Annotated in this window: 18 protein-coding genes; 16 read left to right on the forward strand and 2 right to left on the reverse strand. The window is 63.8% G+C overall.

Going from position 1 to position 18,857, the window contains the following annotated elements:
- From ACXR2T_RS10265 to ACXR2T_RS10295, 7 genes are all read left to right on the forward strand, one after another.
- The coding region (locus tag ACXR2T_RS10265) for a hypothetical protein (RefSeq protein ID WP_489945522.1) at positions 1-220 on the forward strand (220 nt) is incomplete at its 5' end.
- A gap of 211 nt (positions 221-431) precedes the next feature.
- Positions 432-1,097, forward strand: coding sequence for a hypothetical protein (locus ACXR2T_RS10270; protein WP_489945523.1), 666 nt, complete (start codon positions 432-434; stop codon positions 1,095-1,097).
- A 267-nt stretch (positions 1,098-1,364) separates the two neighbouring features.
- A complete protein-coding gene (locus tag ACXR2T_RS10275) occupies positions 1,365-1,652 on the forward strand; it encodes a hypothetical protein (RefSeq protein ID WP_458814505.1) in 288 nt (95 codons plus the stop codon).
- An 11-nt stretch (positions 1,653-1,663) separates the two neighbouring features.
- Entirely contained in the window at positions 1,664-1,951 is a 288-nt protein-coding gene (locus ACXR2T_RS10280; protein WP_458814503.1) for a hypothetical protein, read from the forward strand.
- A 74-nt stretch (positions 1,952-2,025) separates the two neighbouring features.
- Complete coding sequence (locus tag ACXR2T_RS10285) at positions 2,026-2,610, forward strand: class I SAM-dependent methyltransferase (protein ID WP_458838957.1); 585 nt, start codon at positions 2,026-2,028, stop codon at positions 2,608-2,610.
- Positions 2,611-2,668: 58 nt separating this feature from the next.
- Positions 2,669-2,905 carry a hypothetical protein gene (locus tag ACXR2T_RS10290; RefSeq protein ID WP_458814499.1) on the forward strand — a complete coding sequence of 79 codons (237 nt, stop codon included), beginning with the start codon at positions 2,669-2,671 and terminating at the stop codon, positions 2,903-2,905.
- 1 nt (position 2,906) lies between these two features.
- The gene (locus ACXR2T_RS10295; protein WP_458838958.1) at positions 2,907-3,278 is read left to right on the forward strand and encodes a hypothetical protein; all 372 of its coding nucleotides are present in this window, start codon (positions 2,907-2,909) and stop codon (positions 3,276-3,278) included.
- Between the two features lie 157 nt (positions 3,279-3,435).
- Here the strand turns inward: ACXR2T_RS10295 and ACXR2T_RS10300 are convergent, their stop codons facing one another.
- Both ACXR2T_RS10300 and ACXR2T_RS10305 read right to left on the reverse strand, forming a co-directional pair.
- Positions 3,436-4,761 (reverse strand): flavin monoamine oxidase family protein, encoded by a 1,326-nt coding sequence (locus ACXR2T_RS10300; protein WP_458838959.1) that lies wholly within the window; start codon positions 4,759-4,761, stop codon positions 3,436-3,438.
- 288 nt (positions 4,762-5,049) lie between these two features.
- Positions 5,050-7,716, reverse strand: coding sequence for an aminotransferase class I/II-fold pyridoxal phosphate-dependent enzyme (locus ACXR2T_RS10305; RefSeq protein ID WP_458838999.1), 2,667 nt, complete (start codon positions 7,714-7,716; stop codon positions 5,050-5,052).
- Positions 7,717-8,129: 413 nt separating this feature from the next.
- On the opposite strand from ACXR2T_RS10305, the gene ACXR2T_RS10310 reads away from it, so the two are divergent.
- The 9 genes from ACXR2T_RS10310 to ACXR2T_RS10350 all read left to right on the forward strand — a co-directional run bounded on the left by ACXR2T_RS10310 (position 8,130) and on the right by ACXR2T_RS10350 (position 18,850).
- The gene (locus ACXR2T_RS10310) at positions 8,130-8,603 is read left to right on the forward strand and encodes a hypothetical protein (protein ID WP_458838960.1); all 474 of its coding nucleotides are present in this window, start codon (positions 8,130-8,132) and stop codon (positions 8,601-8,603) included.
- A 9-nt stretch (positions 8,604-8,612) separates the two neighbouring features.
- A complete protein-coding gene (locus tag ACXR2T_RS10315; protein ID WP_458814491.1) occupies positions 8,613-10,046 on the forward strand; it encodes an NAD(P)H-quinone dehydrogenase in 1,434 nt (477 codons plus the stop codon).
- 32 nt (positions 10,047-10,078) lie between these two features.
- Positions 10,079-10,489 (forward strand): cupredoxin domain-containing protein, encoded by a 411-nt coding sequence (locus tag ACXR2T_RS10320; protein WP_458838961.1) that lies wholly within the window; start codon positions 10,079-10,081, stop codon positions 10,487-10,489.
- Between the two features lies 1 nt (position 10,490).
- On the forward strand, positions 10,491-11,663 hold the full coding sequence (locus ACXR2T_RS10325; protein WP_458838962.1) for an ROK family transcriptional regulator: 1,173 nt from the start codon (positions 10,491-10,493) through the stop codon (positions 11,661-11,663).
- 129 nt (positions 11,664-11,792) lie between these two features.
- A complete protein-coding gene (locus ACXR2T_RS10330; RefSeq protein WP_458838963.1) occupies positions 11,793-13,280 on the forward strand; it encodes a M81 family metallopeptidase in 1,488 nt (495 codons plus the stop codon).
- 146 nt (positions 13,281-13,426) lie between these two features.
- The gene (locus tag ACXR2T_RS10335) at positions 13,427-15,232 is read left to right on the forward strand and encodes a peptide ABC transporter substrate-binding protein (RefSeq protein ID WP_458838964.1); all 1,806 of its coding nucleotides are present in this window, start codon (positions 13,427-13,429) and stop codon (positions 15,230-15,232) included.
- A 17-nt stretch (positions 15,233-15,249) separates the two neighbouring features.
- On the forward strand, positions 15,250-16,266 hold the full coding sequence (locus ACXR2T_RS10340) for an ABC transporter permease (RefSeq protein WP_458814481.1): 1,017 nt from the start codon (positions 15,250-15,252) through the stop codon (positions 16,264-16,266).
- Complete coding sequence (locus ACXR2T_RS10345; RefSeq protein WP_458814479.1) at positions 16,263-17,153, forward strand: ABC transporter permease; 891 nt, start codon at positions 16,263-16,265, stop codon at positions 17,151-17,153. The genes ACXR2T_RS10340 and ACXR2T_RS10345 overlap by 4 nt, the downstream gene beginning before the upstream one ends.
- Positions 17,150-18,850, forward strand: coding sequence for an ABC transporter ATP-binding protein (locus ACXR2T_RS10350; RefSeq protein WP_458838965.1), 1,701 nt, complete (start codon positions 17,150-17,152; stop codon positions 18,848-18,850). The genes ACXR2T_RS10345 and ACXR2T_RS10350 overlap by 4 nt, the downstream gene beginning before the upstream one ends.
- Positions 18,851-18,857 lie beyond the last annotated feature (7 nt).

An 18,857-nucleotide genomic window follows, 5' to 3' on the forward strand; every position in this document is an offset into this window, starting at 1 on the left:
CCCGCGAACTCGCGGGATGGTGTTGGTCATTGGCCGTTATGGAGTGACCTTTGAAAGCTCGTTCATCGCCCCGCGGGTGGAACGCATGCAGCGTAAGGAGCAAACCAGCGAACATCCTGTGAGTAACCGTTTCACAACGGCCACGCTCGATCGCAGACCAGCTCGATTGCTCTCACCGGAACAGGGTCCTGCGGTAACCAACCCGCGCATATCAGACTGACTACGCGTCACAAGACACGCCGCACCCGCCCCGGGAATCGATGAACGATGAAACGCCGCTAGGCAGCCAGTCTGGCGGCGTTTTCCCCTGCCCACTTGACAAATCGATCTCCATATCAGGATGTGCAGACAACCAACCCGGTGGGGTGGAATCGAACGCCAGCACGACCACGGAATGGGCAGCAGTAGGGCCTTTTGAACTGCCTGAGCGTGTGAGCACCGATTTTGGCATGACTGGCTCTGGTGATGTGAAACTGCCTGATGGCACGATTGCCAGGCTTGACGCGAACCAATTACTCGGCACCGGGCCGGACCTCGTAGCACTACCTGATCGCGACAACTACAAGATCACGGCTGAACAGTACTCCTACACCTATGACGGCGATGAGCCTTTATTCGTTGGGGTGGTGCAGGCGACGCACACCATGCACTATCGCGGATACACCGAGGACGAGTTCGTGACCTATGTGCTGGGGATTAGCGCGACAGCGGACCCGCAGGAACTGTCTCGCACCAGGATTCTTCGTGGAGGGGAGCACACCGCCTCTATCGCTGGTCGTTCAGATCACGGAGTTGTTGCCGTGCTACTCGATGGCGTGCTGAACACCAATGTGGCACAAGACAGCAGGGTAGTGGGAGTGGACGCGGTGCGAGCAACCGAAGTGTGGAGTAAGGAGCACGGGTACCCAGGCTACGGTGATGGCACAGCGACGTTCTATCTCGCGGTCAACCAAGAAGCGTGTGCCACCGAGATGCAGCGCTATGACGTTGCGAGCGGTGTAATTGACGACATTCAGAAGTTTCCCAACACCGATGTTGAGACAGGCGGAGTCTGTTTTACGGCCGACCGAAATGGGCTTGCGAGCGTTACACAGTAACAACGCCTTATTTGCGTGAAGTGCCCCCAAATCATTTGAGACGAGTGAGCTCCCCTACCCGGGCGTAACGCGATGCGTAGCGCGCCCGGGTGGGGGATTCTTGTTCGGAATTTCCTGAAACCACTACTTCGATCACGAAGCACACCCATGGGATGCTTCTGCTTGCTTAGCTGAGGATGAGCCGTGAAGAACTACAACGGCTCGAACTGAATCTAATTTGTGGGTGGTCAACGTACAGAGGCTCCCACTAGGGGAAAGGACTTTGACATGGCTGTTTCAACTGGTGCACGGGCAATGGGGATCCTGTTTGCAGCGGCGCTGGGACTGACGCTCGCAGGCTGCAGCGGTTCCGCTGTCGGCGGCGGCGACACAACTTGCAGTGAGTATCTTGCAATGGGATCAGACGATCAAAAGCAGGTGATCCGAAACTTCCAGAACGAGAAGGGCGATTCAGACCCGGCCAATGGCAAGGTAATTCTTTTCCAGCAGTCCGCGAAACTGTACTGCAGCACCGTGGGCTCAGACTCTGATCCGATCCGAAACATTGACGGCTGAGGTGACGGATCATGCCCGAATGGATGTGGGGAATTATCGTCATCGCGGGAATTTTCGGCATCGGTTGGATCTGGAGTGAGATCTCAGATCGCGGTGGCAAAGCCGGTGCTGCGGTAGACAGTGTGGAGCGTGTCGCTGAGGCAACTGGCAACGTGCTCGTGCGTGTGTACGGTGTTGTACTCGTCATTGTCGCGATCATCTTGTTCGTCATCACACCTAATATTTGGTACCTCGAGTTGCTCGTTCTGGGGTACGGTGCCTATCTAGTATTGCCAGGCGAAAAATGGGTTATCTGGTAACCAGGGCACACGTGTTCTGGGCGCTGTATGCGCAAATGTATGATCACGCATGTGGCGGACCGGTGCTCGATAGCATGCGGCGTGCAGTCGCGTTGAGGGCGCGCGGTGCTGCCGTCGTCCTCGACCTCGGTTGCGGCACAGGCGCAGTATCTGCAGGCATGCGAGTACCAGGAACACGAATCGTCGGCGTCGATTCTTCAGCGGCGATGCTGAGACGGGCGGTTGTGTTTGGCAGGGTCGACGAAGCCACCATGGGCGACATCGAAACCATCTCGCTGCAGGACGACGCCGCAGACGTCACGGTGGTGACCAACGTGCTGCATCTGCATACCGAGCCGAAGCGCGTACTCGAGCGAGCAACCAGGGCGACTCGGCCGGGTGGAACCTTGCTTGTGAGCTGGCCCGTGGACGGGCTGACTCCGGCTCGCATGCGACGAATCGATCGTGATCATGGCCGATCTTATGTATCGATTAAGGTTGCGGATCTGTTGCGTCGTCTCGCTGGCATTGCCGCAAGCCTGGGAGGAGTCAGGCGTATACGCGACATGCACACTGACGCATCGCTCCAGTCCGTGGTCAACAGCTACAGCGCGGTTGCCGTGAGGGAAACACTGACCGTCGCAGATTGTCAACGGCTCCTCGTTTTAGACGTCTTGTGACTCAGGAGGCCACGAGACGAATTCTTACAACACATTCAACACATTGGAGAAGGAAATCATGAACACAAAATCCCTGATACCCGGGTACCTGATCATGTGGTGTGGGGTAGCGCTGCTACTTTGGGGCCTCGCATGGGCCGTGATTATTGGGTACTACCCCAGCGAACTTCCTTTCGTCTTGGGCTTGCTTGTAGTGGGCTCGGTGGGCGCGTTTGTTGGGCAGAAGATGGTGCAGGCGGCCAAACGCAGCAATGTTGAACAGCGCATCGAACAGCGCAAGGCTGAAGGGGAATGACATGGCTGGCATTGATGAAAAAATGAATGCGCTGAGCTTTGTGAGGGGAACGACGAAGTCCCACGAGCAGATCATGCAGATCGTCGCCGATGCATCTGAATTGGGTGCTTCCTTGGGTGGCAAGATACTGGTCACACAAGAATCAACATCGACAATCACGATCGTGGTCAAGAACTTTGTTCGTGTGACTCACGGTGTCTGCCTTTTGGCGATCGAGGGGGCGGAGCATGACCCCCAGCGCACAGTGCGATTCGACATCGACGACTATCTGCGCACGCGCGACACCGTCATGTTTATTCCCGTCAGCCCGTGGAGCGCGCCGGCGTACAAGCCTATTCGCACCTTCGTAGAGCATCTCCACGCGAATCTCTGATGACCGCAAGGTACGACTCTTTAGGCTCAGCGCACGCACGAATCGAGTTTGAACAAATCGAGTGTGCCGCCGTATCGGAATTTAGATGCCCCAGTTTGTTTGTTTTGGAGTGTTCTAAAGCAAACAAACTGGGGCATCTGCGTGGCGTCGTGAAGAGTTACTGCAGCGCGTCGATGACGCGGCGGGCCTCGCGCAGGCCGCTCTCGATCGCGCCGTCAATGAACCCGCCCCACAGGTTCGCGTTGTCGGTCGTGGCGAAGTGCACGTGGCCCGCCGCTTCGCGCAGTTCTTCGAGATCGCGGGTGAGCTGGCCCGGTCGGTGAGTCATCCAGGTGTTTCGCGCGAGCGGGTCCGTCATCCAGTCGTGCGCGGTCACCTCTGTGATCGTGAGGCCCGGCCTGAACCGGTCAACCGCGGCCTGCACGCCGGCCAGATCGTCCTGGTCAATGCGCGTGTGGTCGGGGCCGAAGCCGACCAGAATCGTGTAGTCGCCCGCCTCGTCGCTGCAGTAGAACTCGGCCTTGAGCACCGAGAGCGGGTCGCTCTGGCTGGCGTACGCAAAGAATCTCGGCACGTGGCCCTCGGCGCGCAGCCACACCTTCGTGCCCTGGGACGCGACGGTCTCGCTGCTTTGCCGCTGCCAGGCCGCGGGCAGCGCGGGGCTCCACTCAATGCCCGAGATCGCGTTGACGGGCAGCGTGCTCACTACTTTCTTGGCCCGGATCAGGCCGCCGTCTGCAGTCACCACGACGGCCTCGCTGCCCAGCTCGGAGGACTCCTGCGTCACCGAAATCACCCGCGTACCGAGCCGGATCTCGCCGGGCACATCGCGTGCGATCGCGTCGGTGAAGCCACGCATCCCGTCTACGACGCGGTACGTTGCCGACGCCTCGTGCATCAGCTGCCAGTGGCCGCCGGTCGCCGCGACCCAGCGCAGCGCGCTCGACAGTCCGGTCTCGGCGAGCGGCGCGTTCACGTGCCCCACCCACACCGACTCGTTTGCCGCCCGCGCCTCAGGGTCAAGGCCGATCTCATCGAAGCGATCTTGAATGCTCAGGTGATCGAGCTGCCGGATCGTGCCGACCGTCGGCTCCACGCCGCGCGGAATCGCGGTGCGCACGTCGTCAATGATGCGCTGCTGACCGTCTTCGATGAGCGCCATGAACTCAGCGAGGGTACCCTTGCGCGGGGTGCCGTCGGGGCCGTGCCAGTACGCCTCATCGGCGGCGGGGCTGCGCGTGATCTCACGGTTGTAGCGGGTCGCCTCGGCCCACACGTGAGGTTGCACCCAGTGGATCCAGTTGGCCCCCATCTCGAGGTCGTGGCCGAGACGGTAATCGGTCCAGGTGCGGCCACCGATGCGGTCGCGCGCCTCGAGCGTGAGCACCTTGAGTCCCGCCTGCCCGAGCTCGCGCGCCGCGGTAAGCCCCGCAAACCCAGCTCCGATCACCACGACGTCGACTGATTCGATGTGTGCGCCCAATGCTGTCTCCTCAAACCTCGTTGATTGTAGTGCGCGTCTTGCGCCCGGCGCACCGGGTTCAGCCTACTAGCGGCGCCAAGGTTACTGCAGCAGACGATCTGCTGGCTTTTGGGAGCGCGGTAGTACGAAGGTACGTAGCCGTTGAATCTCCGACTCGCAGAATCTAGGTGGGGTGGATCCTGCGTCTCCTTCGTCGCGCAGGATGACGTGGTGGGCTGCGCGCGGGTTGACGTGGCGAGACCGGTCGCCACACCCCTGCCACGCCGGCTCGCCCCCGTCGCGCTACTCCTACTCCTCGAGCAGCACGCGGTAACCGCGCACCGGGTCGTACCCGTGAATCTCGCGGGTATCGAGCACCCGCATGAACGCGAGAATCTCGGCCGTGATTACTTGACCGGGCACGAGCACCGGGAACCCGGGTGGGTAAGGCGTCACAAAGCCCGCGGAGACCGGCTTTTCGCCAGCGGCAACGCGGGCGCGCAACTGATCCGGCAGCACATGCTCAATATTCTTGCGCCGCTGGCCGCGATAGAACGCGGCCCGCATGTCACCATCGGGCAGCTGGCCGTCGGTCGAGTAGTGGTCAGAGAACGAGCTGAAATCGGGCAGTGGTGGCATGGGCAGATCGATCGCGGCGGTGATCGCGCGCGTGAGATCGGGGTCACGCTGCTCGCGCTCGTCCTCGAACTTCTCGGCGAGCTTCACGAGCACCTCAATGAGGTACGCGATTGCACTGCGAGAGGTGCCGATGTTGGTCATAAAGAGGGCGGTGTTGCGGCTCGTCTTGTTGACCTGAATGCCGTAGCGATCCATGAGGTGCTCGTGCTTGAACGTGTCGCCGTCGACGCCCGTGCGGCTGATCTCGATGGTGATGCGGCTGGGGTCGATGACGAACTCGTCGGTGCACCAGGCTTCCCACATGGTCGATAGTCCGTCGCGCAGCGGCATGGGACGGCCCACCTGACGGTGGGCTTCAGGGATCAGATCGTGGGCGGTCAATACCCTAAACGTGCGACGCAAGAGCGGGTGGCGGCTGATCGCCTGCGACAGGCTCGTCGCGAGGTCGAGCTGCTGCTGCACGAGATCGTATCCCTCGAGCTCAACCTGCCGGCGGCCAATGTCGAGCGATGCAAGAATCTGGTAGTTCGGTGATGTTGAGGTGTGCGTCATGTACGCCTCATGGAACGGCTCTTCGGCTTCGCGGCCCCAGTCCTGGTCGTACACGTGAATCATCGAGCCCTGGCGCAAGGCGGTAAGTGTCTTGTGGGTGGACTGGGTAGCATAGACACGAATCCGCGAGTCGGGTGAGGGGATGAGCCGCTCACTTAACCAGTTGGCATCGGGCGCAGGGTTTCCGTTCTCGTCAAACAGGCGCGCCTGCTGTGCGCGATAGGCCGCCTCGTGCGCCGAGGTGGCGAGCTGCTGCTCGAGACGCTTCGCAGATGCCATCGCCGTGCGGCGCCTGGTGACGGGGTGAAACGCGCCAAACGCAAACCACGCCTCGTCCCATAAGAACACCAGGTCGGGTTTGATGGCGAGGCACTCGGCCATCACCCGCTCGGGGTCGTAGACGATGCCGTCGAACGTGCTGTTGGTGAGCGTGAGCATGCGCACCTCGTCGAGCCGGCCGGCGGCACGGTAGTCGAGCAGCATCTGTTTGATGCGGTCGATGGGAACGGCACCGTAGAACGCGAACTCGTTGAGGGGATACGCCTCGAGGTAGGCGGGGCGCGCGCCCGTGAGCATCACCGCGTGGTGGTGCGACTTGTGACAGTTGCGATCGACCATCACCACTTCGTTGGGGGAGACGAGGGCCTGGTGCACGATCTTGTTCGCGGTCGAGGTGCCGTTTGTGACAAAGAACGTGTGCTTCGCGCCGTAGGCCCGCGCCGCCAGGTCTTGTGCCTTCTTGAGCGTGTGCACGGGCGCGAGCAGTGAGTCGAGCCCACCAGACGTGGCACTTGTCTCGGCGAGCAGCAGGTTGAGCCCGTAGAAGTCACCGAGGTCGCGTATCCACTTCGAAGAGATCACCGAGCCGCCGCGCGCAACCGGTAGCGCGTGGAACACGCCCACGGGCCTGCGCGCGTGATCCTGAATCGCGGTGAAGAACGGTGTGTCGTAGAGGTGCGATACGCGGCGCAGCAGTGTGAGATGCAGCTCGAGCTGATCTTCGCGTCGAAACACGCGCCGGAAGCGGCGCGTGGTGGCGCCCGCGAGCTCCTCGATGTGGGCGCCCGCCATGAGGTACAGGTCGAGTTCGGGGCGCAGCGCGATGAGCGTGTCGGCGAGGCCGAGCACGCGCTGCACGCTCGCGAGCGACGCACGTTCGGGTGCCAGGCCCGGGGCGATCTCTGCGCGCGCGAGCTCGATTGATTCAGAGAGGTCGCGGCTCAGCCGCTGGCGAGTGCGTTCGGTGAACCCGGGGCGCACGACGACCGCGAGAATATTGGGGTTCGTGAGGATCGCGGCGACCGCGTCGTCGGCCGACGGGACGATGACGTAGTCGTAGATGAACGCGTCGGCCGGTGACCGCAACCGGCCTCCTTCGGCGCGCATCGTGTCGCGCTCGGCCTCGGTGGTCTCATCGACGACGAGCACTTCGAATCTCGGGCGTTTGTCGGCGTCGCCTACGCGTTCGGCCCGCTCGTCGGCGTCTAAGAACTCTTCGCGCGGCTCGTCATCGACCTCGGCGCGCAGCCGATTAACGACCCGACCGATGCGGTCGAGAGCGGTCTTGTAATCGCCGGCTTCTAGTAGTTCGCCGATCGCCGCGACATAGCGCTGGCCAAACCCGGCCCAGTACATTTCGATCGTTTCGAGGGCGCGCAGCGACCGCTGCACCTCACCGTCTTGGGCGAGCGCGTCTTCGCCCTCGCCCGCGAGTGCGAGCCGCTTTACTGCGAACCGCAGGTACTCCCACGCGTCACTGCGCAGCCGCCAGGTGCTCGCGGGCATGCCCGGATCTCGCTCGAGCGTAGCGGCGGGTGTCGCTGCGGCGGCGTCAACTGCCGCGTGTAACGGCGCAGTAATCACCTGAGTTGGCTTGGTCTGTGGCAGCGCGTCGCCCGTGCTGGCGGAATGCGGGAGGCGCGAGTGTGGCGCGTCAGTCATCGTCATCTGTGCGGCAGTCCTTCCAACGTCGTTGTCGCGCTTGGTGCGCGCGGGGTTCGACAGGGTCGACCGCTTCGCGCTCGACCGTGCTCGGTACCCCTGGCGTCGATCATAGGCGCATTCCATATGCCCGGGCGCGTACAGGAGTCCCGCTCACCGGGTCGTACGATGCTTGGCATCGTCTGCGCTGCCCGTTTGGCTGACCGCTCACCGAGAGTTCTTCCGATGTAAGTAAGGATGGCCTAAGATGGGCGTTGATGATGTTTGATTCTGCGACGCATGGTTCTGCCGGGTATCCGTTGGGCGACCCGATCGACGACCCCGCCGAGCTCGCGCCCGTGGTTGGGGCCGCGACGGACGCTGACCTGACCGAACTGCGCGAGTGGCTGGGCGCGCTCGACGCGAGCGCCTACGGACAAGTGTTCATCGAGGCGAACGCGAACGCGACCGCGACAGCTGCGGGGCGCGAAATGCTTGTCGCTCCGAAGGGCATCGGCATCACCTGGCTGCGGCCGGGTGAACGCCCAGGCTTAGCACTCACCGCGGCCGTCGACGCCTGGTTTGCCGAGTGGCTATGGGTCGAAGCGGCAGGTTCGCGTGCGGTGCAAGTGTTCACCGCTGCGTACGCCGAGACCGCGATCGCTCCGTTTCTGCGGCGCTTCGAGTGTCGGCTCGAGAAGCGCTGGCCCGGCTGCAGCCGCGATGCCTGCCCCAGGCTGCGCGCCGACTAGACTGGCCGCATGGCTAAATCCTTTGAACGCAAGCACCGGATCGCGGTTCTGGGGGGCGGCCCCGGCGGCTACGACGCCGCACTCGCTGGGGCCCAGCAGGGGGCAGAAGTCACCCTGATCGAACGCGCAGGAGTCGGCGGCGCCGCCGTGCTCACTGACGTGGTGCCCTCGAAGAGTCTCATCGCCACCGCGGGTGGTGTGCAGGCGGTGCGGGACTCGGGCAAGCTCGGCGTGCAGACGTTCGTGCCCGGCGGTGACGGCAAGCCGGTGCGCCCGGAGATTGCAGTGAACCTTGCCGCCGTGAACAAGCGTCTGCTCGCAATGGCGGGGGCGCAGTCGACCGACATGCTCAACTCGCTTGAAGAGGCGGGTGTGCGCGTGGTGCAGGGCGAAGGGCGACTCGACGGCCCGAACGCTGTGCTCGTGTCGACGAGCGCTGGTGGCACCGACTTCGACCGCATCGAAGCAGACACCATTGTCGTGGCGGTGGGCGCCAGCCCGCGCGAGCTTGACAGCGCGAAGCCCGATGGCGAACGCATTCTGACGTGGAAGCAGCTGTACGATCTGCAGGCGATCCCTGAGCACCTGGTCGTGGTCGGCTCGGGTGTTACGGGGGCAGAGTTTGCCAACGCTTACCGCACGCTCGGCGCCGAGGTCACCCTCGTGTCGAGTCGTGAGCAGGTGCTGCCCGGCGAGGATCCCGACGCCGCGAAGGTGATTGAACGCGAGTTCACCCGCCTCGGTATGAACGTGATGTCAAAGTCGCGTGCAGAGACTGTGACCCGCACTACAGACGGCATCATCGTTGAGCTTGCAGATGGCCGCACGGTGGAGGGCTCGCACTGCCTCATGGCGGTCGGATCTATTCCCAACACGCAAGATCTGGGGCTCGAGGAAGCGGGCATCACGCTCACCGACAGCGGTCACATCGAGGTGAACAAGGTGGCGCGCACGGCCGTGCCGTCGATCTACGCCGCTGGTGACTGCACCAACTTCTTTCCGCTCGCATCGGTCGCGTCGATGCAGGGACGCACCGCGATCATGCACGCGCTGGGTGACTTCGTGCGACCCATTGACCTGCGCAACGTCGCGGCAAACGTGTTCACATACCCAGAGATCGCGACGGTCGGCTGGAACGAACACTCGCTCGCAGACGCCAGTGACGTTGCGAAGGCCGTGTCGCACACGATTCCTTTGAGCGTCAACCCGCGCGCCAAAATGATCGGTTTCACCGACGGCTTCGTGAAGCTGTTTGCGTGGGAGGCGTCTGGCACCGTGATCGGCGGCGTGGTCGTATCGCACCGCGCCAGCGAGCTGATCTTTCCGCTGGCCCTCGCGGTCGAGCATCGCCTCACCGTTGACCAGGTGGCTTCGGCCTTTGCGGTGTACCCGTCGATGTCTGGCGCGATCACCGACGCGGCGCGCGCACTACACAAGGCCTAGTCGCGGTCCGACACACGAGGAGAACCAGGCTGATGATGCAGCTGACGAAATCTGTAGTGCCCACCCACCTCACGCGTCGTCGCGTGCTGAGCGGTGCCGTGGGGGTACTCGGCGTTGCGGCCGCGGCGCTGCTTGCCGGCTGCGCGCGCCCCGGTAAACCCGAGCTCGTGCCCTCGAACGAGAGCGCCAGGCCCGCGGTCACCGTACGCGCGATCGACAACAAGTTTGAGCCGGCCAAGGTCCAGGTGCAGGCCGGGCAGGCCGTGCGCTGGGAATTTGCGGGCTCGGCCGAGCACGACGTCGTAGCCGACGACGGCAGCTTCGTGTCTGAACTGATGCGCGAGGGCAGCTACACCCACGTGTTCGAGCAAAAGGGCGAGTACGGGTATGACTGCTCGGTGCACCCCGAAATGACGGGCGTCGTCACCGTCGTGGGAGGCTAGCATGGCGTCGGTGTATGCGACGAGCCCCGGCGCGCTGTTTGCGCTCGTGCGCGGGGGCCGGGCCGGGTCGCGAGCCGACCTCGCGCGTGTCACGGGGCTCTCAGCGTCGACGGTGGCGCAGCGCGTTGAGGAGCTCATGACGCTGGGTTACCTCGCCGAGTCGGGGCGTGGCGCCTCGAGTGGCGGGCGCAGGCCGCGGCTTGTTGAAGTGAGCGAAAACAACCACGCGGTGGTGGGGGTTGACCTGGGCGAGGACGCATTGATTCTCGCGCTCGTGAGCCGCAGCGGCGCCGTGGTCGCTGAGACACGCGCGGCCCTTGTACCGGGGGAGAGCCCCGCCGAAGTGGTGGCCCGCGCTGTAGTGCTCGCGTACGAGCTAGCGGCCGAGCACACGCGCACACTCGAGGGGATCACGCTCAGCGTGCCGGGCCCGGTCGATGCGAGCGGTGAGCGACTCATCTCGCCGATTCGCATGCCGGGATGGAACGGTGTGAACGTACGCGCGCTCATGCAACAGCACACCGAGTTGCCCGTGCTCGTCGAGAACGACGCGAACGCGATGGCGCTTGGCGAGTATCTCGCGCGTGACGGGGTGACTGAGCAGCTCATCAGCGTCAAAGCGGGCACTGGAATTGGCGCAGGTATTGTCATTGACGGCGAGGTATACCGCGGTTTTGGTGGTGTCGCGGGCGACATTAGCCATGTTGCGATCAGCGCTGGCGAGAGCGTGCTGTGCAGCTGCGGCAGGTCGGGGTGCCTCGACGTGGTGGCGAGTGGCTCAGCGATCGTGGCGACGCTGCGTGCCCAGGGCGTCATGGTGTCGAGTCTCGACGAAGTGATGGGCCTGGCTGGCGATGCCCATCCCATCGCGATGGGGGCGCTTCGCGAGGCGGGGGCACGCCTCGGCACCGTGCTGTCGACGATCATCAACTTCTTCAACCCGCACGCGCTCGTGCTCGGCGGCAGCCTCGCCCTCGCCGACGCGTTTGTGGCGGGCGTGCGCCAGTCGATCTTTACGCTGTGCCTGCCGATGTCGACCGATCGACTCGAGATTTCAGTTGCACGCGCGGGCCAGGTGGGCAGTGCCCGCGGTGCGGCGTGGGAGCTCACCGAGCGGCTGCTCACCGAGCAGAGCATCGATGCGGCGGTGCACGGGCATCGGGTTGCGCTGTAGGGTGACGCCGCCGCGCAGCGGCGTGATCCGGATCGAAGAATAGCGACTTTAGATTATTTTCGGAGCAAGTAACTCGCGTATTTTGGCAAAGTGCGCGAGTTCCTTCGAAAGCTGTCGTATTCTGAAGGAATGACTGCAACACAGGCACGCCCCCGCATCGCGATTGCGGGCATGGCAATCGAATCCAGCACGTTCTCGCCGCACCGCGCCGGTGAGCGTGACTTCCAGCGCCTCACGGGTGATGAGCTGGTGCTGCGCTATCCCGCGATTCGCGACGGCGAGCTGCGCGACCGGGCTGAGTGGCTGCCGGTGTACTACGCCCGCTCGATTCCCGGCGGCGCAGTGCTGCCCGAGGTGTACGAGTCCATCAAGCAGCGCATTTGTGCAGGCCTCGCTGAGCTTGTGGCAGATGGGCAGAAGCTCGACGGTCTCTACTTCGATATCCACGGCGCGATGAGCGTTGTGGGGCTCGATGACGCCGAGGGCGACCTGATCGCAGCGATTCGCGAGGTCATCGGCGCCGATGTCATCGTGTCATCGCCCATGGACCTGCACGGCAACGTCTCGCCGGTGCTGATCAATGAGGTCAACCTCATCACCTGCTACCGCCTTGCGCCGCACGAAGATGTATGGGAGACGAAGGATCGCGCGCTGCGTCACCTCGTCACCGCGCTTGAGACTGGCGAACTGCCGCACAAGGCCTGGGTGCGTGTGCCGATCCTGCTGCCCGGCGAGAAGACGAGCACGCGCGTCGAGCCCGCAAAGAGCCTCTACGGCCGGATCCCCGAGCTGCTTGAGCGTGACGGCGTCACCGATGCCTCGATCTGGATCGGCTACGCCTGGGCCGACGAGCCCCGTTGCCACGCCACGGTCGTCGTGATGGGGCACGATGCTAACGTTGCTGCCGCCGCTGCGAAGGAGCTCGCCGAAGAGTTTTGGGCGGTGCGTGACGAGTTCGAGTTCGTTGGCCCTCCCGGCACCCTCGACGAGGGTGTCGCGGCCGGCCTTGCCGCTACCGACACCCCCTACTTCATTAGCGACTCGGGCGATAACCCGGGCGCTGGCGGCACGGGCGACGTGACCTGGACCCTCGCCGAGCTCTTGAAGAAGCCCGAGCTCACCGCTGAGGGCGCGCCGACCACGCTCGTCGCCTCGGTGTTCGACGCTGCGGCCCTGGCGACCCTGCGCACGCACACCGTGGGTGACCGCGTTTCGCTCGCAGTGGGGGCGGGCGTCGACCACGGCCCGCACGGGCCTGCCCAGATTGACGGTGTGCTGCACAGTCTGCACGAGGGCGACATCGACGCGGGCGGCATCGCCGTGATTCGCGTCGGTGGCATCTATGCGATCGTCACCGAGTTTCGCAAGGCCTACCACGCGATCGACGATTTCACGCGCATTGGCCTTGACCCCTCGACCGCTCAGATCGTGGTCACCAAGATTGGTTACCTCGAGCCCACGCTGTATGACGCGCAGCGCGGTTGGACCCTGGCGCTGACTCCCGGCGGTGTTGACCAGGACCTCGAGCGCCTCGGGCACCACCGCATCGAGCGCCCGATGTTTCCGTTCGACAACTTCGACGAGAGCCCCGATTTCACCGCGACGCTGTTGAAGTAGGGCGTGTGCCCACCTTCGGGCGGGCATCTCGTTATCAAAATGTAACCAAATGGATTTTGTCCCTCGACTTACTCCAGTAAAGATAAAAAGTACGCCTCGCTGGTGAAGTAACTTCACCTTCGGCGGGGCCCTGACAAGGAGGTTCGATGCGTACTCAGACACTGCGTCGTCGACTGCTGGCACCGATCGGTGCTTTCGCGGTCGCCGCGCTCGCTATGACAGGTTGTTCAACGGGGGCGGGCGATGACGCCGCCGCTACTAAAGACTCGGTGAGCTTTGCGCTTCAGGTCGGCACCGGCCCGAACTGGATCTTGCCCATCGCGTCACCCGACACGATGGCCACCCACAACAGCGCCATCAAGGCGACCATGTGGCCGCGCCTGTTTGAATACAACGGCGCCGACGGCACCATGGGCTGGGATGAGAAGGCTTCGGCCGCGAAGTCTTACGAGTTCTCAGAAGACGGCAAAACCGTCACTGTCACACTCAACGACCTCGACTGGAGCGACGGCACCCCGATGACCACGCGCGACGTGGAATTCTGGTACAACCTGGTGCGCTTCAACGGTGAGAAGACCGGCGGCTACACCGCAGGCATGATGCCCGAGAACGTTGTTGAGTTCACGACGATCGACGATAAGACCTTCTCGCTCACCATGGACAAGGTGTACAACGAAGAGTTCTTGCTCGGCAACCAGCTCACCATGATGGTGCCGATGCCGCAGCACGCGTGGGACAAGACCAGCGCCGATGGCGAAGTGGGCGACCACGACCGCGACGAGGCCGGCGCTCAGCAGGTGCTCGACTACCTCTTCTCAGAGGCGAAGGACATGAAGACCTACGCCACCAACCCGCTGTGGAAGGTGACCGCGGGCCCGTACAACGTGAAGAGCTGGTCTGACGCTGGCGTCGTTGAGCTCGAGGCGAGCGAAACCTACACCGGTGTCGACAAGCCCTCCATCAAAAACGTCGAGTTCTTGCCCTTCACCTCGGCCGACGCCGAGACGAACGTGGTGCGCGCGGGCGACATTGACTACGGTTACATCACGGCCGCTCAGCTGACCAACGAGAAGCAGTTCACTGACCTGGGCTACAAGGTCGTGCCGTGGACTGGCTGGTCGGTCACCTACATGCCGTACAACTTCGCGAACCCCGAGAAGGGCGCGTTCTACAAGCAGCTGTACGTGCGCCAGGCACTGCAGCACGCGGTTGACCAAGAGACGATCTCAGACGTCATCTGGCACGGCGCGGCAACGCCCGGCTACGGCCCGATCCCGCAGACCGAGGGTGCGAGCGACCTGCTCTCTGACGAGCAGAACAACAACCCGTACCCCTTCGACCTGAAGAAGACGACCGAGCTGTTCACCAGCCACGGTTGGAAGGCCGGCAAGGACGGCGTGCTCGTGTGCGAGGACGCCGGCAGCGGCGAGAAGCAGTGCGGCGAGGGCATCGCAAAGGGCGAGAAGGCCGAGATCGTTGTCACCACGCAGAACGGCTCGAAAGAGACCGACAACATGATGGCCGAGATTCAGTCGTCGCTCGCGAAGGCTGGCGTCAAGATGATTATCGACTCGAAGCCGCTCGACAGCGTGCTCGCTGACGCGCAGGAGTGCAAGGAAGGCTCAACCTGTAACTGGGAGCTGACCTTCTTCGGTTCGGCCGGTAGCTGGTACTTCGAGCCGTACGCCACCGGTGTGCGCGTGTGGGCGAAAGACACGAAGTGGAACGCTGGCCAGTACGACAACCCCGAGGCTGAAGAGATCATCCAAGAGATGGCCTACTCAACCGACCCCGAGATCGCCAAGAAGTACTCGGCGTACCTCGCAAAGGACCTGCCCGTGATGTGGATGCCGAACCCTGTGTACCAGGTGTCGGTGGTGCGTGACGGCCTCGATATCGATCACCAGGATCCGGGCGCGTCATTCTTGCCGCAGCGCTGGTCCTGGAAGTAAGCAAACCGGAGTAACACATGAGTGTGGTGGAAGCGGCGCCAAGCGCAAGCAAACGAACGAAGAGTCGTTCGGGTTTTGGAAGGTACCTTCTGAAACGTTTAGGGCAGGGTCTGTTGGTGATCTTGCTCGTGACGCTGATTGTGTTCGCGTTGCTCCACCTCGCCATGCCCAATGGCCCGGCCGCCGGTGTGCTCGGTATGCAGGCCACACAGGAGCAGATCGAAGCGTTCAATAAAGCGAACGGATTCGATCTGCCCCTGTGGCAGCAATACTTAAACTTTCTCACCCAGCTGTTGCAGGGTGACCTGGGCGACTCGTTCAAACTGAACCGCCCGGTGAGCGAAGCGATCGCGATGCGTCTGCCCAAGACCATGATCCTCGCGCTCATCTCGATGATCGTCGCCCTCATCGTCGCGATTCCCATGGGCATCTTCCAGGCTGTGCGCCGCGGCAAGAAGGCCGACTACACGCTCACGACGATCAACTTCATCATCTACTCGACGCCCTCGTTCTTCCTGGGCCTCATTCTGGTGATTGTGTTCTCGCAGTGGCTCGGCTGGTTCCCGGCCCAGGCGCCGCAGGGCGACACTGTCATGTCGGTGCTCTCGCAGCCCGAGGCGCTCGTGCTGCCCGTGTTCACCGCGTCGCTCGCGATCATCGCCACGTTCTCGCGCTACATGCGCTCGGCCACGATCGATAACCTCTCTGAGGACTACGTGCGTACCGCGCGCGCCAAAGGCACGCCCGTGTCGGTCGTCGTCACCAAGCACGTCGTGCGCAACTCGCTCACTCCCGTCATCGCGATGCTGGGTTACTACCTGCCCGTCATGTTCGGCGGCATGATCGTGATCGAGTCGCTCTTCAACTACCCCGGCATGGGCTTGCTGTTCTGGCAGTCCGCGCAGACCTCTGATTACCCCGTGCTGCTGGGCTGCGTGCTCATCATCGCGCTCGCCACGGTCATCGGTTCGCTGCTCGCCGACATCATTCAGGCACTGCTTGATCCCCGCACGCGAGGAGAGCTCTCAGCATGACCACCACTGCTTCGACGCCCGCGGCACAGGCCGCAGCGATTTCGCCGCGCAAACGCGGCATGCGCCGCTTCATGCGCAACAAGCTCGCGGTCTTTGGCCTCGCCACGATCGCGCTGTTTCTGATCTTCTGCTTCTTGGGTCCGCTGTTCTACCAGACGGATCAGGTGCACACCGACCTCACGAGCGCGATGCTGAAGCCCGGCGAGCAGGGCCACCTGCTCGGCACCGATGACGTCGGCTACGACGTGCTCGGCCGGCTCATGGTCGGCGGCCAGGTCTCGATTCTCATCGGCCTCGCCGCGGGCGTGCTCGCTACCCTGATCGGCACGATCTGGGGCGCCGTCGCAGGTTACGCGGGCGGCTGGGTCGACTCGGTGATGATGCGCATCGTTGATGCCGGCATCGCGATCCCCGCGACCTTTTTGCTGCTGATCCTGTCGGCCGTGATGCGCCCGAGCGTGCCGCTGATGATCCTCGTGATCGGCCTCGTCTCGTGGCTCGTGCCCGCCCGCCTCGTGCGCGCCGAATCGATCTCGCTCAAGTCACGCGAGTACGTGCTGGCGCTGCGCGCCATGGGCGGCAGCCACGCGCGCGCCGTGCGCAAGCACATCGTGCCCAACGCCGTGGGCACGATCGTCGTGAACGCCACGTTCCAGGTCGCCGACGCGATCTTGCTCGTCGCCTACATCTCGTTCCTCGGTATGGGGCTGCAGAAGCCCGCCACCGACTGGGGCGCGATGCTCACCGGCGGCATGAGCTACACCTACTCGGGAGCCTGGTGGCTCATCTTCCCCGCCGGCGTCTGCATCGTGCTCACCGTGTGCGCATTCAACAGCATCGGCGACGGCCTCCGTGACTTCTTCGACGTGAAGGGACGCAACGCATGAGCGGCGCACTGCTGAACATCGAAAACCTGAAGGTCGACTTTACGACCGAAGACGGCCTCGTACACGCCGTGAAGGGCATCGACCTGTCGGTGCGCGCGGGCGAGGTGCTCGCGCTCGTGGGCGAATCAGGATCGGGCAAGTCGGTGACCGCGATGGCGGTGCTGCAGCTGCTGCCCAAGACCGCACAGATCACCGGCAGCGTCGAGTTTGGCGGCCGTGACCTGCTCGCGTGCACCGAGTCCGAGATGAACGGCGTGCGCGGCGCGCAGATCTCGATGGTGTTTCAGGAGCCGATGACGGCGCTCAACCCGAGCATGCGCATCGGCGCCCAGATCACCGAGGCGATTCGTAATCACCGCGAGGTGAGCGCCGAGGTCGCGTGGGACGAGGCTGTCGAGCTGCTGGGCAAGGTGGGCATTCCCGAGCCCGCGATTCGCGCCAAGAGCTACCCGCACGAGCTTTCGGGTGGCCAGCGTCAGCGCGTGGTCATCGCGATTGCGCTCGCCTGCGGCCCGCAGCTGATCATTGCCGACGAACCCACGACCGCGCTTGACGTGACCGTGCAGGCCGAGATCCTCGACCTGATTCGCTCGCTCGCTCGTGACACCGGCACCGCGTTCTTGCTCGTGACCCACAACATGGGCGTCGTCGCCGACATCGCTGACCGCGTGGCCGTGATGTTCCGTGGTGACATGGTTGAGGTGGGTGACGTCTCGCAGGTGCTCATGCGCCCAGAGCACGACTACACCAAGAAGCTTCTGAGCGTCGTGCCCAGGCTTCCCGAAGCGCTGCCCGAGGCACTGCCCGAGGCGGCCGCCGCCGCAGGCACCGATCCGGCACTGAACACATCAGAACCCGCTGTGACCCCCGCGCTCGAATTCACGAGCGCGTGCGTCACCTACAAGCGGGGCGGCAAGAGCTTCCAGGCGCTCACCGACGTGAGCCTGTCGATCGCGCCCGGCGAGATCGTGGGTCTCGTGGGCGAGTCGGGCTCGGGCAAGTCGACACTGGGGCGCGCGGCGCTCGGCCTGCTGCCGCTGTCGGGCGGCTCGATGTCGCTGCTCGGCACGGACCTGTCGGCCAAGCGCTCGCGGCGCGAGGAGCGCACGCTGCGCAGCCGCGTCGGCGCGATCTTCCAAGACCCCGGATCAAGCCTCGACCCGCGCATGTCGATCGGTGAGGCGATTGCCGAGCCGCTGATCGTGCACAAGAAGCTGCACCCGATGTCTGCCGCCGCTCGCGCCCAAAAGGTGGGCGAGCTGCTCGAGGCTGTCGAGCTGCCCGCGAACTACGCGTCGCGGTACCCGCACGAGCTGTCGGGCGGCCAGCGCCAGCGCATCGGCCTGGCGCGTGCGATCGCGCTCGAGCCCGAGCTGATCATCGCCGACGAACCCACGAGCGCCCTCGACGTGTCGGTGCAGGCCGCGGTGCTCGACGTGCTCAAGGGGCTGCAGGAGCAGTTCAACTTCGCGTGCCTGTTCATCAGCCACGACCTCGCTGTCGTCGAGAGCTTCTCTGACCGCGTCGCTGTGATGCTGCAGGGCGAGCTCGTCGAGGTGGGCTCGTCGGCTGAGGTGCTGCTGCATCCGCAGCACGCCTACAGCCGGCGTCTGCTGGCTGCGGTTCCTGTTCCGGATCCGGCCGCGCAGCGCGAGCGCCGTATGTCGCGTGCCGCGTTGCTCGCCGCGAGCAAGTGAGGCTCCC

It is taken from the genome of Leucobacter faecis (assembly GCF_054456635.2).